14 protein-coding genes and 1 riboswitch are annotated in these 18,441 nt (G+C 58.7%); of the genes, 6 read left to right on the top strand and 8 right to left on the bottom strand.

Features of this window, described 5'->3' with window-relative positions:
• Window positions 1–14: 14 nt before the first annotated feature.
• The 3 genes from dalT to dalD all read right to left on the bottom strand — a co-directional run bounded on the left by dalT (window position 15) and on the right by dalD (window position 4,203).
• Entirely contained in the window at window positions 15–1,292 is a 1,278-nt protein-coding gene (dalT, locus tag KHQ24_RS20380) for a D-arabinitol transporter (RefSeq protein ID WP_064183483.1), read from the bottom strand.
• Between the two features lie 70 nt (window positions 1,293–1,362).
• Window positions 1,363–2,826, bottom strand: a complete 1,464-nt coding sequence (gene xylB, locus KHQ24_RS20375) for a xylulokinase (protein WP_211777437.1) — start codon at window positions 2,824–2,826, stop codon at window positions 1,363–1,365.
• A 9-nt stretch (window positions 2,827–2,835) separates the two neighbouring features.
• Window positions 2,836–4,203, bottom strand: a complete 1,368-nt coding sequence (gene dalD / locus KHQ24_RS20370) for a D-arabinitol 4-dehydrogenase (protein ID WP_043520363.1) — start codon at window positions 4,201–4,203, stop codon at window positions 2,836–2,838.
• A 206-nt stretch (window positions 4,204–4,409) separates the two neighbouring features.
• Here dalD and KHQ24_RS20365 point away from each other — a divergent pair, with 206 nt between their 5' ends.
• Window positions 4,410–5,351 carry a sugar-binding transcriptional regulator gene (locus tag KHQ24_RS20365; protein ID WP_004201572.1) on the top strand — a complete coding sequence of 314 codons (942 nt, stop codon included), beginning with the start codon at window positions 4,410–4,412 and terminating at the stop codon, window positions 5,349–5,351.
• A gap of 14 nt (window positions 5,352–5,365) precedes the next feature.
• Here the strand turns inward: KHQ24_RS20365 and KHQ24_RS20360 are convergent, their stop codons facing one another.
• Window positions 5,366–6,367, bottom strand: coding sequence for a substrate-binding domain-containing protein (locus KHQ24_RS20360; RefSeq protein WP_023318719.1), 1,002 nt, complete (start codon window positions 6,365–6,367; stop codon window positions 5,366–5,368).
• Between the two features lie 255 nt (window positions 6,368–6,622).
• Between KHQ24_RS20360 and KHQ24_RS20355 the strand changes: the two genes are divergently transcribed.
• The 3 genes from KHQ24_RS20355 to KHQ24_RS20345 all read left to right on the top strand — a co-directional run bounded on the left by KHQ24_RS20355 (window position 6,623) and on the right by KHQ24_RS20345 (window position 10,371).
• Complete coding sequence (locus KHQ24_RS20355) at window positions 6,623–7,372, top strand: SDR family oxidoreductase (protein WP_023318720.1); 750 nt, start codon at window positions 6,623–6,625, stop codon at window positions 7,370–7,372.
• A 27-nt stretch (window positions 7,373–7,399) separates the two neighbouring features.
• The gene (locus KHQ24_RS20350; protein WP_127113328.1) at window positions 7,400–9,007 is read left to right on the top strand and encodes an FGGY-family carbohydrate kinase; all 1,608 of its coding nucleotides are present in this window, start codon (window positions 7,400–7,402) and stop codon (window positions 9,005–9,007) included.
• An 80-nt stretch (window positions 9,008–9,087) separates the two neighbouring features.
• Complete coding sequence (locus tag KHQ24_RS20345) at window positions 9,088–10,371, top strand: RbtT/DalT/CsbX family MFS transporter (protein ID WP_060656124.1); 1,284 nt, start codon at window positions 9,088–9,090, stop codon at window positions 10,369–10,371.
• Between the two features lie 60 nt (window positions 10,372–10,431).
• On the opposite strand, the gene fbaB is transcribed toward KHQ24_RS20345, so the two are convergent.
• The 3 genes from fbaB to thiM form a co-directional block, all read right to left on the bottom strand.
• Window positions 10,432–11,484, bottom strand: coding sequence for a class I fructose-bisphosphate aldolase (gene fbaB / locus KHQ24_RS20340; RefSeq protein ID WP_004201578.1), 1,053 nt, complete (start codon window positions 11,482–11,484; stop codon window positions 10,432–10,434).
• 147 nt (window positions 11,485–11,631) lie between these two features.
• Window positions 11,632–12,432, bottom strand: a complete 801-nt coding sequence (thiD, locus tag KHQ24_RS20335; protein WP_009307429.1) for a bifunctional hydroxymethylpyrimidine kinase/phosphomethylpyrimidine kinase — start codon at window positions 12,430–12,432, stop codon at window positions 11,632–11,634.
• On the bottom strand, window positions 12,429–13,202 hold the full coding sequence (gene thiM, locus KHQ24_RS20330) for a hydroxyethylthiazole kinase (protein WP_004201581.1): 774 nt from the start codon (window positions 13,200–13,202) through the stop codon (window positions 12,429–12,431). The genes thiD and thiM overlap by 4 nt, the downstream gene beginning before the upstream one ends.
• Window positions 13,203–13,236: 34 nt before the next feature.
• Window positions 13,237–13,334: riboswitch (TPP riboswitch) on the bottom strand.
• Between the two features lie 230 nt (window positions 13,335–13,564).
• Between thiM and KHQ24_RS20325 the strand changes: the two genes are divergently transcribed.
• On the top strand, window positions 13,565–15,541 hold the full coding sequence (locus tag KHQ24_RS20325) for an alkyl/aryl-sulfatase (RefSeq protein WP_211777436.1): 1,977 nt from the start codon (window positions 13,565–13,567) through the stop codon (window positions 15,539–15,541).
• Window positions 15,542–15,608: 67 nt separating this feature from the next.
• On the opposite strand, the gene KHQ24_RS20320 is transcribed toward KHQ24_RS20325, so the two are convergent.
• Complete coding sequence (locus KHQ24_RS20320; RefSeq protein WP_023318724.1) at window positions 15,609–16,244, bottom strand: helix-turn-helix domain-containing protein; 636 nt, start codon at window positions 16,242–16,244, stop codon at window positions 15,609–15,611.
• Window positions 16,245–16,447: 203 nt separating this feature from the next.
• On the opposite strand from KHQ24_RS20320, the gene KHQ24_RS20315 reads away from it, so the two are divergent.
• Window positions 16,448–18,424, top strand: coding sequence for an alkyl/aryl-sulfatase (locus tag KHQ24_RS20315; protein WP_004201584.1), 1,977 nt, complete (start codon window positions 16,448–16,450; stop codon window positions 18,422–18,424).
• Window positions 18,425–18,441 lie beyond the last annotated feature (17 nt).

The raw sequence follows: 18,441 nt of genomic DNA, 5'->3' as shown, positions 1-18,441 counted from the left end.
CCAGCCACATCACCTTAAGAGAATTCAACCTGCTCACGGGCAGTCGCTTCCTTGTGGGAAAATCCCGGCTGCTCCACGCGGATAAACGCACAGAGGAAAAAGGCCACCACGTACAATGCGGTATAGGCGATGACTACCCCAATGGTGCTGAAGAACGGCAGCAGCACCACGGCAATCGCCGGAGCGAGAAAGTTAGACATCCCCGCCGACAGGTTATACACCGAAATCGCCGCGCCTTTGTGCTTCGGCTCCAGCGCAGGGAACACGGCGGCCAGCGGCACAAAGGCGGCGACAAAGATCCCCAGGGCGATGGCCGGGATCAGCGCCATCGCAAAGCTGTGGCCAAAGTGCTGAGGGATGTAGTAAAACGCCAGGCTGGAAAGCGCCATCCCGATGCAGCCGAACCAGCGCACCACCTTCATCCAGCCCAGTTTTTCACCCAAAATGCCCCACAGCACGTTAGAGAAAATGGTGGTGAAGAAGAAGACCGCCCACACCTGAAGCCATTCTGAAGTGGTAAAGCCCAGCTCATCAACGAACATCATCGGCATAATCACCGCAAACCCGAACAGCGAGAGGGTATTGATGATCCTGACCATGCTCGACAGCAGAATATTGCGGTTGGTATACAGCAGCGTCGCGGCGCGTCCCAGCTCGGCAAACTTCTCACGGGTGGTGAGATTCTGCATATGCTGCGGCGTTTGAATATGGCGCAGGGAAGCCAGAGCAATCATCCCCCCGGTAAGGCAGAAGGCCAGCGCCAGCCACAGGGTGCCCATTTCGCCAATATGCGGAATGGTGAAGCTCGGAATATAGCTGCCGAAGACCCCGATGCCGATGGAATAGACCGCCCAGAACCAACCGATGGCCGAGCTGGCGTTGTCGCTTTTGACGTTATGGACAATCGCCACGATAAACGAGTAGAGGAACAGCGGATAGGCGAAGCCGCGGATGCCGTAGAAAAGCAGGATCAGCGCATAGTTGGCGTGACCGAGGCCGAAAACGAGGAACAGCACGTGGAACACGCACCACAGTACGAAGCCAATCATCATCGTTTTCAGCGGGGTGATAATTTCCGCCACCACGCCGGAAATCCACGCCGACAGCGCGGCGGCCAGGCCGTAGAGGGTAAAGGCAAAGGAGGCCTCCGCCGGAGAGAAGCCGAGCGCTTTGATATAGTGTGAGAGAAACGCTAATTCAAAACCGTCGCCGGTCATAAATACGGCAATGGCGATGTATCCCCAGAGCAGGTTCAGGGGTAAACCGAGCCACTGTTTATTATTGATAGACATAATGACCTCGTTTTCAGGGTACAGGGTGGCCGCTCCGCGATGTGCAACGAAGCGGCTGTGGTGATGAAAATTAGTGCTGCCGATAGTGCAGATCGTTTAAATACAGGGCCTTAAACTGCGCGTAGCGTTGCATCAGGGTGTGGTGGCGAACAGGATCCGCACGCCAGGTCTGCCAGACTTCCGGTTTTTCACACACCGCGGCAATCGGTTTGCCCGCCGCCAGGCAGGCTAGCCGCGCCGCGCCCAGCGCGCCGCCGGTCTCTCCGCCTTTGTGGGTCACCACCGGCATAGCGAGAATATCGGCCAGCAGCTGGGCCCAGAACGGACTGCGGGCGCCCCCGCCCACCAGCGAGCACTGCGCGATCGGCGTCCCGCTCTCTTTCAATGCCTGCAGACCGTCATTGATGCCAAAGCTCACCCCTTCCAGCACCGCGTAGCCGAGCTGGGCACGCAGACTGGAGTGGGTCATGCCCCAGAAGATGCCGCGGGCGTCAGGATCGTTATGCGGGGTTCGTTCCCCGGAGAGATAAGGCAGGAAGAACGGCGCGTTGGCTTTATCCTCCTCGCTTAGCTCGGCAATCTCCGCCAGCAGCGCCACTTCCGTGGTACCGGTGAGGCGGCAGAACCACTGCAAACAGCTGGCGGCGCTAAGCATCACGCTCATCTGATGCCACAGGTTCGGCAGAACGTGACAAAACGCATGGACCGCCGACTGCGGCGCCGGACGATAGGCGTCGGTCACCACAAACAGCACCCCGGAGGTACCGAGCGAAATAAACGCGTCCCCCGGCGAAACCGCGCCGACGCCAATGGCGCTGACCGCGTTATCGCCACCGCCCCCGGCCACCACCACCGAGGCGTTCAGCCCCCAGCGTGCAGCCACCTGCGGGTCAAGGGTGGCGGAAACCTCACAGCCTTCCACCAGCATCGGCATCTGGCTGCGCGACAGGCCGCATTTATCCAGCAGCGAGTCGGACCAGTCGCGCTTCGCCACGTCCAGCCACAGCGTTCCGGCGGCGTCCGACATATCGGAGACTTTCTTCCCGGTCATCCGGTAGCGCAGATAATCCTTCGGCAGCAGCACCGTGGCGGTGCGCTGAAAGTTTTGCGGCTCGTGACGACGCACCCACAGCAGCTTCGGCGCGGTAAAGCCCGGCATCGCCAGGTTGCCCGCCACCTGATGCAGCTCCGGCGCCATCTCCTCCAGCTCCGCGCACTCTGCGGCGCAGCGGGTGTCGTTCCACAGAATGGCCGGACGGATCGTCTCCCCCTTTTCATCCAGCAACACCGCGCCGTGCATCTGTCCGGAGAGGCCAATCGCCTTGACGGCCGACCAGTGCTGAGTGCATTTTTCCCGTAGGGTGGCCATCAGGTACTCCGTCGCCTCCCACCATAGCTCCGGCGATTGTTCTGACCAGTGCGGATGAGGCCGCTGAATGCTCAGCGGCGCGCTATGGCTGGCGATAACCTGATTGTTCTCATCAATGACCAGCGCTTTGACTTCCGATGTGCCAAGATCGATACCCAGATACATAGCCACCTCTTATTTAATCAGCGTGTAAACAGCGGCGACTTTCTCGCGCATTAGCGCCAGGAAATCCGCGTTGTCGGCCAGGTCGCCAAACAGGGCTTTATCACGGGCGAAGACAGCCACCGGATCCTGAGCCTCATACATCTCATGCACCGCCTGCTCATCCAGGATGCCGTCCTGGTACTGATACGGCAGGGTTCCCTTATGCCACTGCTCCATAAAGACGAAGAACAGCGCTGGCAGCATGGCGGTCGCTTCCGGACGGACGCCGCGCTGATAGCACTCCTGCAAGGTTGGCGCGATCATCGCCGGAATCTTTGAGAAACCATCGGCGGCAACGCGCTGGTTGGTGTCCTGGATATGCGGGTTGGTAAAGCGCTTGAGCACCACATCGCGGTAGGTCGGCAGATCAATGCCGTTATCGCCGAGGCAAGGAATGACATCCTCCGTGACGTAGCGGTCGGCAATGGCGTAGATAGCATCGGTGAGCGTGCTTTCGTGAATATACTGCTGGCCGATTAAGGTCCCCGCCCAGGAAATGCAGCTGTGGGACGCGTTCAGGATGCGGATTTTCGCCTCTTCATAGGGGATAACCGACTCGACCATCTCCACGCCGACCGCTTCCAGATTTGGGCGGGCATCGCGGAAGTTGTTCTCCACCACCCACTGGATAAAGGTCTCGCCCATTACCGGCGCCTTATCGTCAATGCCGGTTTGCGCTTTGATACGGGCCGGCAGATCGGCCGCCGGACGCGGGGTGATGCGGTCCACCATGGTATTCGGACAGGTGGTATTCGCGGCCATCCAGTCAATCACCGCCTGTTTGCCGGTAAGCTGCAGGAACTCCACCATCCCGTCGTGGAAGCGCTCACCGTTATGCCGCACGTTGTCGCAGTTGAGCAGGGTCAGCGGCCCGGCGTTGTCCGCCATGCGCTTTTCCAGAATTCGTGCGAGGGTGCCGTAAATGGTTTTGCATTCGCCTTTCAGGTCGGCCTGCAGATCGGGGTTGCTGGTTTCCAGCTGATGGCGGGTGTTCAGGTAGTACCCCCCTTCCGTCACGGTAAAGGCGATAACTTTGGTCTGCGGATTGGCCCCTTCGTTAATCAGCGGCTGCAGCCCTGCCTGCCACGGCAGCAGTTTCTGAATAGAGGTGATTTCTTCATATTCGCGCTCCCCTTCCGGGCTGACGGTCTCCAGCACGTAACGTCCTCCCTGCGCCGCCAGCGCCTGCACCACCTGCTCGGCGTCGTTGCGGATATTGCCCGCCGCGATGCGCCAGCGCTTATCCCCGGAAGCCATCAGACGATGCAGATACCACGCCTGATGCGCGCGATGAAAAGAACCCAGACCAATGTGAAGCCATGTGAATTGATTGTTCATGTTCTGCTCTCCTTGAGTTGATGGCGCCACTGTAATTGATCATTTGACCAAAATAAGAGCCACAGATCACAAAAGAACAATTACCCAATTAAATTACAAATGACCAGTCGAGAGCAAAAGCTTGCCAGTTATGCCAACCACGGCGAGAATGCGGGTATTCGCCGGGCCAATTGCGTGCCCAGGCCAGCAACTTAGGGCGGAAAACCATGAGTAAAGAAGACGATATCCGGTTGGATCAGAAGGTGCGTGCCGCATGGATGTACTACATCGCCGGCCAGAATCAGAGCGAGATTGCCAGCCAGCTGGGCACCTCCAGACCGGTGGTGCAACGGCTGATCGCCGCCGCGAAAGAAGAGGGGATTGTGTCGATTAATCTGCACCATCCAGTGGCGAACTGCCTCGATTATGCGCAGTTGTTGCAGGAAAAGTATCGGCTTCTTGAGTGCAATGTGGTCCCCGCCTTTAGCGAAGAAAGCACCCTCGACAGCGTATCGTTTGGCTGCTATCAGCTGATGGCTCGCTACCTGCAGGATGATAAAGAGAAAATCATCGGTCTGGGCTCGGGCCTGACCCTGAAAAAAGCGCTGCAGCGCATCGATTTCGACAGCCTGAATACCCGCTGCGTGGCGCTGATCAGCGCCATGGACGCCGACGGGCAGTGCAACTATTACGATGACGTGCCCCTGCTGCTGACGAGCAAAATAAAAGCCAAGTACTATCAGTGGCCGGCGCCGCGCTACGCCCAGACCGCGGATGAGTATGAGATGTGGTGCACCAATCGCTTATTCCGCAGCGTCTCTGGCGTCGCCCGGGAGGCGGACGTGATTTTTGTCGGTATTGGTCCGCTGGGCACGCAAAGCCCGATCTTTAAAGACGGATTTATCAATCAGGCGCAGATGGATGAGCTGACCGCCCGCGGCGGCATCGGGGAGATCCTCGGGCGGTTTATTGATGCAGAAGGCGAGGTGGTCGACAGCGAGATCAACCGCATGATCACCAGCTATGATATCCGCCAGAACCACTGCCCGCGGATTGCCGCGGCCTGTGGAGAATACAAACGACCGGCGATCCTGGCCGCCCTTAAAGGCGGCTGGATCAACGGCCTGGTGACCGATGAACATACCGCTCGCTGGCTGCTGACGCGCTAACGGCAAACAGCGACTCAGCTGCTGCTCATCAGTCGCGGCGGAATTTCAATCCGCTGCTGGCTGGCTTCGCCGGCGTCAATAATCGAAAAAACAGCGTCCAGCATCGCCGGCACGTCCTGCTGCACCATGTCGATATCGTGCCCCAGCAGATAGACAAACGGATCCCAGTCGAAGCAGCCCATCGGCGGCTGCTCGCTGCCGGTAAGCCCCACCTGCGACAGCCAGCGCACAACCCCTTCAAGGGATATCGTCGAGTTAACAAATATCCCCTGCAATAGCGTCTTCGCGCTGCCAAACCGCTCCTGCAGGCAGTCCTCAACGTGACCTTTCGAATAGCCGGGAGCCAGAATATTCGCCTGCGGCACGCTCAGCCCCTGCTCGTGATGCGCATCGTGGAAACCGCGTAAACGCTCGCTGGTGTTATGGTCGCTGCTGCGCCCGCCGATGAAGGTCAGCGGCGCCAGCGATCCCCGACGGCGGGCGCTGTTAGCGAGGATCTTGTGGGTCAGCGCTTTCGCACCGCCGTAGTTATCTGAAATCACCGACGGAGAGAGAGACCCCGGCAGGTCGAGATTGACCGTAGGCACGCCCGCCTGCTGGCAGAGCGCGGAAATTTTATCCGGATTGGTCGCCCCGGTCGCGATCACCCAGTCAACCTGCCAGGAGAGCATCGCTTTTACCGCTTCGAGCTCCAGCTCCGGGCTTCGGCGCGTACAGGTGATAATCGGCAGCAGGCCACGCTCGCGGGCCATCTCCTCAAAGCGTTCAGCGACGGAACCGAAGTAGCGGTTATCGTATTTGGGGATAATCATGCCAATGACGTGTGATTTTTTACTGCGCAGCATGCTGGCCTGGCGGTTAATCGCATAGCCCTGCTCCTCAGCAATCCGGGTCACCTTTTCGGCAAGCTTTGCGCTGATGCGGCGCTTTTTCCAGTTACCGTTGAGGATAGCGCTCACCGCGCTCGCCGAAACGCCGGAAAGCTCCGCCAGGTCGTAAATCGTTATCTTCTTCATTTTTCCAACTTGCGTCACAAAATCATGTCGCTGTTAATTTCCCCACTTGCTCAATCGATGAAGCGAGCGCAACATAGCTTCATCGATTGAGCATCCATTTCACGCCAGAAAGTACGCGCGCATACTGCCTTAACATGCCAGCAAGCCTGAATAATGATGCTGATATTCAATATGTTACCAGGTTTTTGTCCATAACCTCGAACGCGATGCCCTCGGGTTCGATAGTTTTAACCAGACACGGCAAAGGATTATAAAATGAACCACTCCGTCTCCTCTATGAATACTTCCCTCAGCGGTAAAGTCGCCGCGATCACTGGCGCGGCGTCCGGTATCGGCCTCGAGTGCGCGAAGACCCTGCTGGGGGCTGGCGCAAAAGTAGTGCTAATCGACCGCGAAGGCGAAAAGCTCAACAAACTGGTCGCCGAACTTGGCGAAAACGCCTTCGCTCTGCAGGTGGATCTGATGCAGGCGGACCAGGTCGATAATCTTCTGCAGGGCATTTTGCAGCTTACCGGGCGTCTCGATATCTTCCACGCCAACGCCGGCGCCTATATCGGCGGGCCGGTGGCCGAGGGCGACCCGGACGTCTGGGACCGCGTGCTGCACCTCAACATCAACGCCGCCTTCCGCTGCGTGCGCAGCGTCCTGCCGCATCTGATCGCGCAACAATCCGGGGATATTATTTTCACCAGCTCCATCGCGGGCGTGGTGCCGGTGATCTGGGAGCCTGTCTATACCGCGTCGAAATTCGCTGTGCAGGCGTTTGTCCACACCACTCGTCGTCAGGTGGCGCAGTATGGCGTGCGCGTCGGCGCCGTACTACCGGGCCCGGTGGTGACCGCGCTGCTGGACGACTGGCCAAAAGCCAAAATGGATGAAGCGCTGGCCAACGGCAGTCTGATGCAGCCGATTGAAGTGGCGGAGTCAGTGCTGTTTATGGTGACGCGTTCGAAAAACGTCACCGTACGCGACATTGTGATCCTGCCGAACAGCGTGGATCTCTGACCCGTAACCAGCCTGTGAGAGGATGTGATGCAAAACGATACGCAAAACATTATTGGTGTGGATGTCGGTTCGGGCAGCGTGCGCGCCGGAGTCTTCAATCTGCGGGGCGAGCTTCTCGCCCACGCGACCCGGGAAATTACCCTGTTTCGCAGCGCCGGGAATAGGGTTGAGCAGTCGAGCCGTGAAATCTGGCTGGCGGTGTGCTACTGCATTAAAACCGCGGTGGCCAGCGCCGGCGTCCCGCCGTCGTCGATCGCCGGGCTCGGCTTCGATGCCACCTGCTCGCTGGTGGTGATTGGCGATAACGACGCGCCGCTGGCGGTCGGGCCTTCGGACGATCCGGACCGCAATATTATTGTCTGGATGGATCATCGCGCCACCGCGCAGGCGGAAAAGATCAACGCGACGGGCCACCCGGTACTGCAGTACGTTGGCGGCAAAATCTCGCCGGAGATGGAAACGCCGAAAATTCTGTGGCTGAAGGAGAATCGCCCGCACATCTATCAGCAGGCGCGCCACTTCTTCGACCTCGCCGATTACCTTACCTGGCGCTCAACCGGCGATGACGCCCGCTCGGTCTGCACTGTGACCTGTAAATGGACCTACCTGGCGCATGAACAACGCTGGGATGCCGGCTACTTCCGCCAGATTGGCCTCGACGAGCTGGCGGATGAAGATTTTGTCCGCATCGGCCAGCGGATTGTCGCCCCTGGAACCCCTTGCGGCGACGGTCTTTGCGCCACGGCGGCAGAAGAGATGGGCCTGCCGATCGGCACGCCGGTGGCGGTGGGGATGATTGACGCCCACGCGGGCGGCATCGGCACCGTTGGGGTGCTTAACGGCGCGGTCAACAATATGGCCTACGTCTTCGGCACTTCTTCCTGCACCATGACCACCACTGAGGAAGCGGTGTTCGTCCCCGGCGTCTGGGGCCCCTACTATTCGGCGATGGTCCCGGGCTACTGGCTGATTGAAGGCGGACAAAGCGCCGCCGGCGCAGCAATCGACCAGCTGCTGAGCTTCCATCCGGCGGCGGCGGCGGCTCGCGAGCAGGCGCAAGCCGCGGGCGTCCCTCTGCCGGTCTGGCTGGCAGATCGCGTACTGACGCAGGCTGCCTCGCCTTCTGAGGCGGTCACGCTGGCCGCCGGTCTACACGTGGTGCCCGAGTTTCTCGGTAACCGCGCGCCGCTTGCCGACCCCCACGCGAAAGCGCTGATTGCCGGGCTGGGGATGGAGCGGGACCTGGATAACCTGACCGCGCTGTACGTTGCCGGGTTATGCGGGATTGGCTATGGCCTGCGACAGATCCTCGACGCCCAGCGCGCCTGCGGAATTGAGAGTGAAAATATCGTCATCAGCGGCGGGGCCGGACAGCATCCGCTGGTGCGGCAGCTGCTGGCCGACGCCTGCGGCGTTAGCGTCGTGAGCACCGCCTGCAGCGAGCCGGTGCTGTTAGGCTCCGCCATCCTCGGCGCCGTCGCGGGCGGAATCGCGGCTTCGCTGCCGGAGGCCATGAAGCAATTTACTCAGGTGGATGCCACCTATCACAGCGAGACTGCGTTTAGCTCGCTACATCAGCGCAGGTATGAGGCCTATAAGGCGCTACAAGAGGCCGGCAGGCTGATTCGCGAATAACATCCCTCTTTTTTAATAACAATAATGCTCCGCTGCTGTGCAGCGGAGACACTCATCTGCACTCTGAAATCGAGGTCAACATGTCCGTTAATAACAAACAGTGGTACGGTCTACCGCTCAACCTCATCTGGGGATATGTCGCCATCGCCGTGTTTATGACCGGCGACGGCTTTGAGCTGGCTTTTCTGTCGCACTACATCAAAGCACTCGGATTCACCCCGGCGCAGGCTTCCTTTGCCTTTACGCTATACGGTCTGGCCGCCGCCCTGTCGGCGTGGGTCTCCGGCGTGGTGGCGGAGATCATCACCCCACGCAAGGCCATGATGATCGGCTTCGTGCTGTGGTGCGTATTCCATGTACTGTTCCTCGTCTTCGGCCTCGGTCGCGCCAACTATGCGCTGATCCTGCTGTTTTATGGCATCCGCGGCCTGGCCTACCCGCTGTTCCTCTACTCATTTATCGTCGCCATTATCCACAACGTTCGCAGCGACAGTTCCAGCTCTGCGCTGGGCTGGTTCTGGGCGGTCTACTCCGTGGGCATCGGCGTGTTCGGCAGCTATATTCCGAGCTTCACCATTCCCCACATTGGCGAAATGGGCACCCTGTGGCTGGCGCTGGTCTTTTGCGCCACCGGCGGCATCATTGCGCTGGTGTCGATGCGTCATACCGAAACGCCGCGCCATATGCAGAACCTGACCACTCGCGAAAAACTCGCCGAACTGGGGCGCGCCGCGACGCTGCTCTATACCAACCGCAGCATCCTGTTCTCGAGCATTGTGCGCATTATTAACACTCTGTCGCTGTTTGGTTTTGCGGTGATTATGCCGATGATGTTCGTTGATGAGCTGGGCTTTACCACCTCGGAGTGGCTCCAGGTGTGGGCGGCCTTCTTCTTCACCACCATCTTTTCGAACGTTTTCTGGGGGATCGTGGCGGAGAAAATGGGCTGGATGAAGGTGATTCGCTGGTTCGGCTGCATCGGGATGGCGTTCTCCAGCCTGGCGTTTTACTACATCCCTCAGCACTTTGGCCACAGCTTTGCGATGGCGCTGGTGCCGGCTATTGCCCTGGGTATTTTCGTCGCCGCATTCGTGCCGATGGCGGCGGTGTTCCCGGCGCTGGAGCCGAACCATAAAGGCGCGGCGATTTCGGTCTATAACCTGTCAGCCGGGCTGTCGAACTTTCTGGCGCCGGCGATCGCCGTGGTGCTGCTGCCCTATTTCAGCACCATCGGGGTGGTGATTGCCTATACCGCCTTATATATCCTGGCCTTCTTCCTGTGCCCGTTAATCCGCGTTGAACAGCCTGGCTTTACCAGTGCTCAGGGCGCAAAACCGTTTACCGCCAACGCGGCGGAGTCTTAATAAACCCGACATCGGGTAGGAACAACGAGCAATCCGGGCGGTAACGCCCGGATTTTCGCCTTAGGCGATGGTGACTTTGCCGTCGAGGTAGACATCCTGCACGGCATTGATCAGCTTCACGCCGTCGGCCATCGATTTCTTAAACGCTTTACGGCCGAGGATCAGCCCCATGCCGCCGGCGCGTTTATTGATCACCGCCGTGCGCACCGCGTCGGCAAGGTCGGTCTCCCCGCCCGCCGCGCCGCCGGAGTTAATCAGCCCGGCGCGGCCCATATAGCAGTTGGCCAGCTGGTAGCGCACCAGATCGATAGGGTTATCGCTGGTCAGTTTGCTGTACACCCGGTCGTCGGTATAGCCGAAGTTAACCGCTTTGTAGCCGCCGTTATTCTCCGCCATTTTCTGCTTAACGATATCGGCGCCGATGGTGGCCGCCAGGTGGTTGGCCTGACCGGTCAGGTCAGCGGAAACATGATAGTCGACACCGTCTTTCTTGAAAGCCGAATTGCGCAGATAGGCCCACAGCACGGTGACCAGGCCCAGCTCATGCGCCCGCTCAAAGGCAGCGGAGATCTCTTCTATCTGACGACGCGATTGTTCCGAGCCGAAATAGATCGTCGCGCCCACGGCCACCGCCCCCATATTGAACGCCTGCTCAACGCTGGCGTAGAGGGTCTGGTCGTACTCGGTGGGGTAGCTCAGCGTTTCGTTATGGTTGAGCTTCACCAGGAAAGGAATGCGATGCGCGTAACGGCGCGACACCGAGGCCAGCACGCCGTAGGTCGACGCCACGCAGTTACAGCCGGCTTCGATCGCCAGCTCGACGATATTTTTCGGATCGAAGTACAGCGGGTTGGCGGCGAAGGAAGCCCCCGCCGAGTGCTCCACGCCCTGGTCGACCGGCAGAATGGAAAGGTAACCGGTCCCCCCCAGACGTCCGGTGTTGTACAGGGTTTGCATATTGCGTAGCACCGCCGGTGGCCGGTTGTTATCCACCATAACCCGATCAACATAATCTGCGCCAGGCAGATACAGCTGGTCGGCCGGAATGGTTATACAACGGTGCTGCAAAAGGCTCTCGGCATCTTTGCCCAGCAACTGCGTAATATCAGTCATAGCAATCTCCCGTAAGGCCGGCCGGAGCCGGCATGCATTATCCCAACCCAATTATTTTGGGCAGGTTAAGCCTGGTACCGACTTAGCCTATTTTCCAGCCGGGAGGGCATTTTTTCAGGAGATTCTGCTGTCCCGTTACGCTGCCATTTACCACCAGGCGTGGAAATGGTGTACCGGTCCGATGCCGTGGCCCACCTCCAGGGAGTCGGCCTGGGCCAGGGCCGCCGACAGCCAGGCCTTGGCCTCGGTAACGGTGGCCGCCCAGTCAGCGTGACGCGGGCGCAGCGCCGCCAGCGCGGCGGAGAGCGTGCAGCCGGTGCCGTGGGTGTTTTTGGTCTGCACTCGCGGCGCGGTAAATCGCTGTTCCCCTTCGCGGGTGAAGAGCCAGTCCGGGCTTTCGGCATCGTCGAGATGGCCGCCTTTCATTAATACTGCGCCGCAGCCCAGCGCCAGCAACGCCCGCCCCTGCTCCAGCATTTCGCGCTCGTTGCGCGCATGGGGGGCGTCAAGCAGAGCGGCCGCTTCCGGCAGGTTTGGAGTGATCAGCGACACCTGCGGCAACAATCGTTGACGCAGGGTCTCCACCGCCGAGGCCGACAGCAGCGGATCGCCGCTTTTCGCCAGCATGACGGTATCCAGCACCACATTGGCCACCCGGTAGCGCGCCAGCCGCTCGGCCACGGCTTCCACAATATCGGTCTCCGCCAGCATGCCGATTTTGGTGGTATCGATGCGCACATCGCTGAATACCGAATCGAGCTGCGCCGCCACAAAGTCCGGTTCAATACGATAGACCGACTGCACGCCGCGGGTATTCTGCGCCACCAGGGCGGTGATCGCCGAGCAGCCATAGGCTCCCAGCGCGGAGAAGGTTTTCAGATCGGCCTGGATACCGGCCCCGCCGCTGGGATCAGTGCCGGCGATGGTCAGGGCGTTGATGCGTTTCATCCCTGCACCTCCTGATACAGCGCGTCGAGAAACGCCGGAATAAAGCTGCCTGGGCCTCCCTGACGGGCGGCGATTTCCCCGGCCTGCTTCATTAGCCCGCAGGCGGCGGCCACGTTTTCCAGCCGGTCGCCCGGCAGCGCCGCGCTCGCCGCCACCACCGCCGACAGCGCGCAGCCGGTGCCCACCACCCGGGTCATCAGCGCACTGCCGCCCGCCACGCTGAGCACCCGCTCGCCGTCGGTGACGTAGTCCACCTCGCCGGTGACCGCCACTACGGTACTCAGCTGACGAGCCAGCGCCTGGGCCGCCGGCAGCGCTGCGGCGGCCGTATCGGTGGTATCCACCCCGCGCCCGCCACCGCTCATCCCGGCCAGCGCCAGAATTTCAGAGGCATTGCCGCGAATGGCCGCCGGCTGCAGGGCCAACAGCTCGTGACAAAAGGCCGTGCGCACGGTCAGGGCGCCGACCGCCACCGGATCCAGCGTCCAGGGCTTGCCGGCCTGGCGGGCCTGCTCCACTGCGGCGCGCATGGCCACGGCGCGGTCTGCGGTCAGGGTGCCGACGTTGATTAACAGCGCATCGGCGATGGCGGCGAACTGCGCCGCTTCGCGGGGATCGATCACCATCGCCGGCGAGGCGCCGACAGCCAGCAGAACATTGGCGGTAAAGGTCTGCACCACGTCATTGGTCATGCAGTGCACAAGGGGGGAATGGGCGCGCAGCAGATGGCGCAGGTGCGCGACAGGCGCGGGATTCAGCAGCTCAGGCATGGTTTGCTCCCGCCAGACGAGGTAGAAGCAATGACCCTGCGGTCTCTGACTTCCCTACGCTGGCATTATCCAGATCAGGTGGTACGGGTATTTCTCAGCCTTCAACGAAGAAGGGCACCCCGAGTCATAAAAGCGGTACAACATTTTCCTGAAGCAGGGTACGAAATGTGGCGGTGTAACACAAGCCAGGCTGATTTCTTTTCCCGCCAGCGTCAGTAATACAAAAGAAGTAAAACGCGCATTTTTTGTAAGCAAAACTGGATGAATGTTAATGCATGGTTATATTTAAAAAATCCGTAACAAACAGTCACCTGCGTTATATCGGTAAAACCGAACGAACCATGCCATTAATGAGGATTCCAATGAAATTAACCCCGATAGTGAAAGGGTTAGCGTTAGCGGGTATGTTAAGTAATCTCGCTTTTGCTGCCTGGGCAGATACGTCAGCCAAAGAGGCGACCGAAGCGACCAAAAAAGCAAACGATGCCCTCTACAACCAGCTCCCCTTCTCCGATAACACCGATTTCACCAATGCGCATAAAGGCTTTATTGCCGCCCTGCCGCCAGAGGTCATCAAAGGCGAACAGGGCAATGTCATCTGGGATCCGGGCCAGTACGCCTTCATTAAAGAAGGGGAAAAAGCGCCGGAGACGGTGAACCCGAGCCTGTGGCGCCAGTCGCAGCTGATCAACATCAGCGGCCTGTTTGAAGTCACCGACGGGGTCTACCAGATCCGCAATCTTGATCTCTCCAATATGACAATCATTGAGGGAAAAGAAGGGATCACCGTCGTAGACCCGCTGGTCTCGGCTGAAACCGCCAAAGTCGGCATGGATCTCTACTATAAAAACCGGGGTAAAAAACCGGTCGTCGCGGTGATCTACACCCACAGCCACGTTGACCATTACGGCGGCGTGCGCGGCGTGGTTGATGAAGCCGACGTCAAAGCGGGTAAAGTAAAAATCTACGCGCCGTCCGGCTTTATGGAAGCCGCAGTGGCGGAAAATATCATGGCCGGGAACGTCATGAGCCGCCGCGCCAGCTATATGTACGGCAACCTGCTGAAACCGGACGCCAAAGGCCAGGTGGGCGCCGGTCTGGGCACCACGACCTCCGCGGGCACTGTCACCCTGATTGCGCCAACCAATATTATTGACAAGGACGGCCAGAAAGAGGTGATCGACGGCCTGACCTACGACTTTATGCTGGCGCCGGGCTCCGAAGCGCCGTCAGAAATGCTGTGGTATATCGAAGAGAAGAAATTGATCGAATCCGCAGAGGATGTCACCCACACTCTGCATAACACCTACTCGCTGCGAGGGGCGAAGATCCGTGAGCCGCTGCCGTGGTCGAAATATATCAACCAGGCGATCGTTCGCTGGGGCGATAAGGCTGAGATCATAATGGCCCAGCACCACTGGCCGACCTGGGGCAACGAGAACGTGGTTAACCTGCTGAAGAGTCAGCGTGACCTTTATCGTTACATCAACGACCAGACCCTGCGGATGGCTAACGAAGGCCTGACCCGCGATGAAATCGCGGCTCACTTTAAGCTGCCGGACGGCCTCGCCAATACCTGGGCTAACCGCGGCTACTACGGCTCGGTCAGCCACGATGTGAAGGCCACCTACGTGCTGTATCTCGGCTGGTTCGACGGCAACCCGGCCACCCTTGACGAACTGCCGCCGGAAGAAGCGGCGAAGAAGTTCGTCGAGTACATGGGCGGCGCGGATGCCATCCTGAAGAAAGCGAAAGAGGATTACGACCAGGGTAACTACCGCTGGGTGGCCCAGGTGGTGAGCAAAGTCGTCTTCGCCGATCCTAACAATCAGCAGGCGCGTAATCTGGAAGCCGATGCCCTGGAGCAGTTAGGCTATCAGGCGGAGTCCGGCCCGTGGCGTAACTTCTATCTCACCGGCGCCCAGGAGCTGCGTAACGGTGTGGTAAAAGGCCCGACCCCGAACACCGCCAGCCCGGACACCGTCCGCGCCATGACCCCGGAAATGTTCTTTGATTATCTGGCGGTCCATATCAATGGCGAAAAAGCGGGTAACGCGAAGTCGGTGTTCAATATCGATCTCGGCAGTGATGGCGGCCAATATAAGCTGGAGCTGGAAAACGGCGTGCTGAACCACACCGCGAATGCGCAAGCCAAAGAGGCGGATGCCACCCTGACGCTGGATCGCGCCACCCTGAATAAAATCATCCTCAAAGAAGAGACCCTGAAGCAGGCGGAAGATAAGGGCGATGTGAAAATCAGCGGTAACGGGGCTAAACTCGATGAAATGCTTGGCTATATGGACCCGTTTGACTTCTGGTTTAACATCGTGACGCCGTAATGATTCGCTGACGGGCGTCGTGGGTAGCAGGGCGGTGAATACCGCCTTGTTACCTTCTCAGCGACGTTTAGTACTCTGCGGGCAGCGGTCGATCGATAGAGATAAGCTTGCCACGTTTCATGGTGATATATCCCCCCGCCTTTAATTCCGCCAGCACGCGAAACACATGGGTGCGCGAAAGATTGGTACGCCTGATGATAAATAACGCCAGTCCCTCATTTTCACCCTCATGCGTATGCTGCCGATACAGATAGCGATACAGCATCGGGCGAATCGTCTGATAGCTGGTCACCTGACGGCGTTCATTGTGCAGGTCGATGGTAAAGATACTCATGAACACCAGCACTTTCGCCAGCGCCTCAACGCGCTGCGGGTGATTATCAATGAACAGACGATCGAAGGTCGCGTAGGTAATTTTACGCAGCGTCACCGGAGCGCTACCGATATATTCAAATTTCGCCATCGGGCAATATCGCTCCATCAGGCCAATCGGCATATGCTCAATGGAATTACCAATACTCAATCCATTATCCGGCATTAATATTGATAACGAACCCTCGGTACAAAAATAAATATATCCTGACTCCGGACGCCATTTTTTACTGGCGGCGAGAATAACCTCTTCACCTTCCACGAGGATATCGGCAAAAAAGTCGGCTATGGCTAACGTTTTATAATAACTATGTATTTCCTGGAAATTCATCCGCTGCCCTCGCCTGCGCCGTTAGCGACAGTATAGCAGTCCTCGCCTGCTAAAGACGAGAGGATCCTTTGGCGGCGCCGCGCCAGTCCCATATGGGACTATTCAGCGGAATATTAGCCTTTAGAATAAACCGCAAGCCATTCACTTTTTAAGCGGGAAATATTGCTTTTATTCCCACGTAATAAATTACCTGAGAGGTAGTGATGAAATTAAATCAGATAGCCAAAAATCTGGCGCTGGCCGGAATGTTATCGTCTTTGTCGATAACCGCCTTTGCCGCCGCGCAACAACAGGATGCCACACCGGCCACGCGGGAGGCGAACCAGGCGCTATACCGTAAACTGCCGTTTGCGGATAAAACCGATTTTAACAACGCCCATCAGGGATTTATCGCGCCCCTGCCGCCGGCGATGCTCAAAGGTGACCAGGGAAATATTATCTGGGACCCCGCCAAATATCATTTCGTCAAAGAGGGAGAAAAGGCGCCGGACACCGTCAATCCCAGCCTGTGGCGACAGTCACAGTTGCTTAATATCGGCGGTCTGTTCAAAGTCACCGACGGCGTTTACCAGATCCGTAATCTCGATCTGTCCAATATGACCATTATTGAAGGCAAAACCGGGATCACCATCATCGACCCGCTGCTAAGCGCCGAACCGGCCAAAGAGGCTCTGGCGCTCTATTTTGCCCACCGGCCGAAAAAACCGGTGGTGGCGGTGCTGTTTACCCACAGCCATGTGGACCACTACGGCGGTATCCGCGGCGTGGTGGATGAAGCCGATGTCAAAGCCGGTAAAGTGAAAATTTACGCCCCGGCCGGCTTTATGGAAGAAGCGGTTTCCGAAAATATCATGGCCGGGACCGCGATGAGCCGCCGCGCCAGCTATATGTATGGCAACCTGCTGAAGCCGGACGCCAAAGGTCAGGTTGGCGCCGGTCTCGGCACCACCACCTCGGCGGGTACCGTCACGCTGATCCCGCCGACCAACTACATTACCCATACCGGTCAGCAGGAAGTGATCGACGGTCTGACCTATGACTTTATGATGGCGCCGGGCTCAGAAGCGCCGTCTGAGATGCTGTGGTATGTCAAAGAGAAGAAAATGATCGAGGCGGCAGAGGATGTGACCCATACCCTGCACAACACTTACTCGCTGCGCGGCGCCAAAATCCGCGATCCGCTGGCGTGGTCGAAATACATCAACGCCGCCATCGACCGCTGGGGCAGCGATGCGGAAGTGATTATCGCTCAGCATCACTGGCCGACCTGGGGGAACGACAATATCGTTAAGCTGATGAAAGGTCAGCGCGATATGTATCGCTATATCAACGACCAGACTCTGCGGATGGCGAATTTGGGCATGACCCGCGATGAGATCGCCGCCAACTTCAAGCTGCCGGATTCACTCGAGAAACAGTGGTCCAGCCGCGGCTACTACGGTTCCGTCAGCCACGATGTGAAAGCGACCTACGTCTTCTACCTCGGCTGGTTCGATGGCAACCCGGCCACCCTCGACGAGCTGCCGCCAGAGCAGGCGGCGAAGAAGTTCGTGGAATATATGGGCGGCGCCGATGCCATCATGCAGAAAGCCAAAGCCGACTACCAGCAGGGGAACTACCGCTGGGTGGCGCAGGTGACCAGCAAAATCGTCTTCGCCGATCCTAACAATCAGCAGGCGCGTCATCTGGAAGCCGACGCCCTGGAGCAGCTCGGGTATCAGGCGGAAGCCGGGACCTGGCGCAACTTCTACCTCACCGGCGCTCAGGAGCTGCGTAACGGCGTGCAGAAACTGCCTACGCCGAACACCGCCAGCCCGGATACCGTGCGGGCGATGACGCCGGAAATGTTCTTCGATTACCTCGGGGTGCATCTCAACGGCGAAAAAGCCGGGGCGGCTAAAGCGGTCTTTAATATCGACCTGGGTAAAGACGGCGGCAAGTACAAACTGGAGCTGGAAAACGGCGTGCTTAACCATACCGCCAATGCGGTAGCCGACAACGCTGACGCCAGCATCTCGCTCAGCCGCGACACCCTGAATAAGATCATCCTGAAACAGGAGACGCTGCAGCAAGCTCAGGCTAACGGCGAGGTTAACATTAGCGGCAATGGCGCTAAGCTCGACGAAATGCTGAGCTACATGGACACCTTTGCCTTCTGGTTCAACATCGTCACCCCGTAAGCGCAACGCGCCGAACG

The organism is Klebsiella sp. 54, from assembly GCF_018223875.1.
GTDB classification, from domain to species: Bacteria; Pseudomonadota; Gammaproteobacteria; order Enterobacterales; family Enterobacteriaceae; genus Klebsiella; species Klebsiella quasipneumoniae.
Note: the sequence above shows the minus strand (reverse complement) of the source record. Positions and strands in the feature narration are given on the sequence as shown.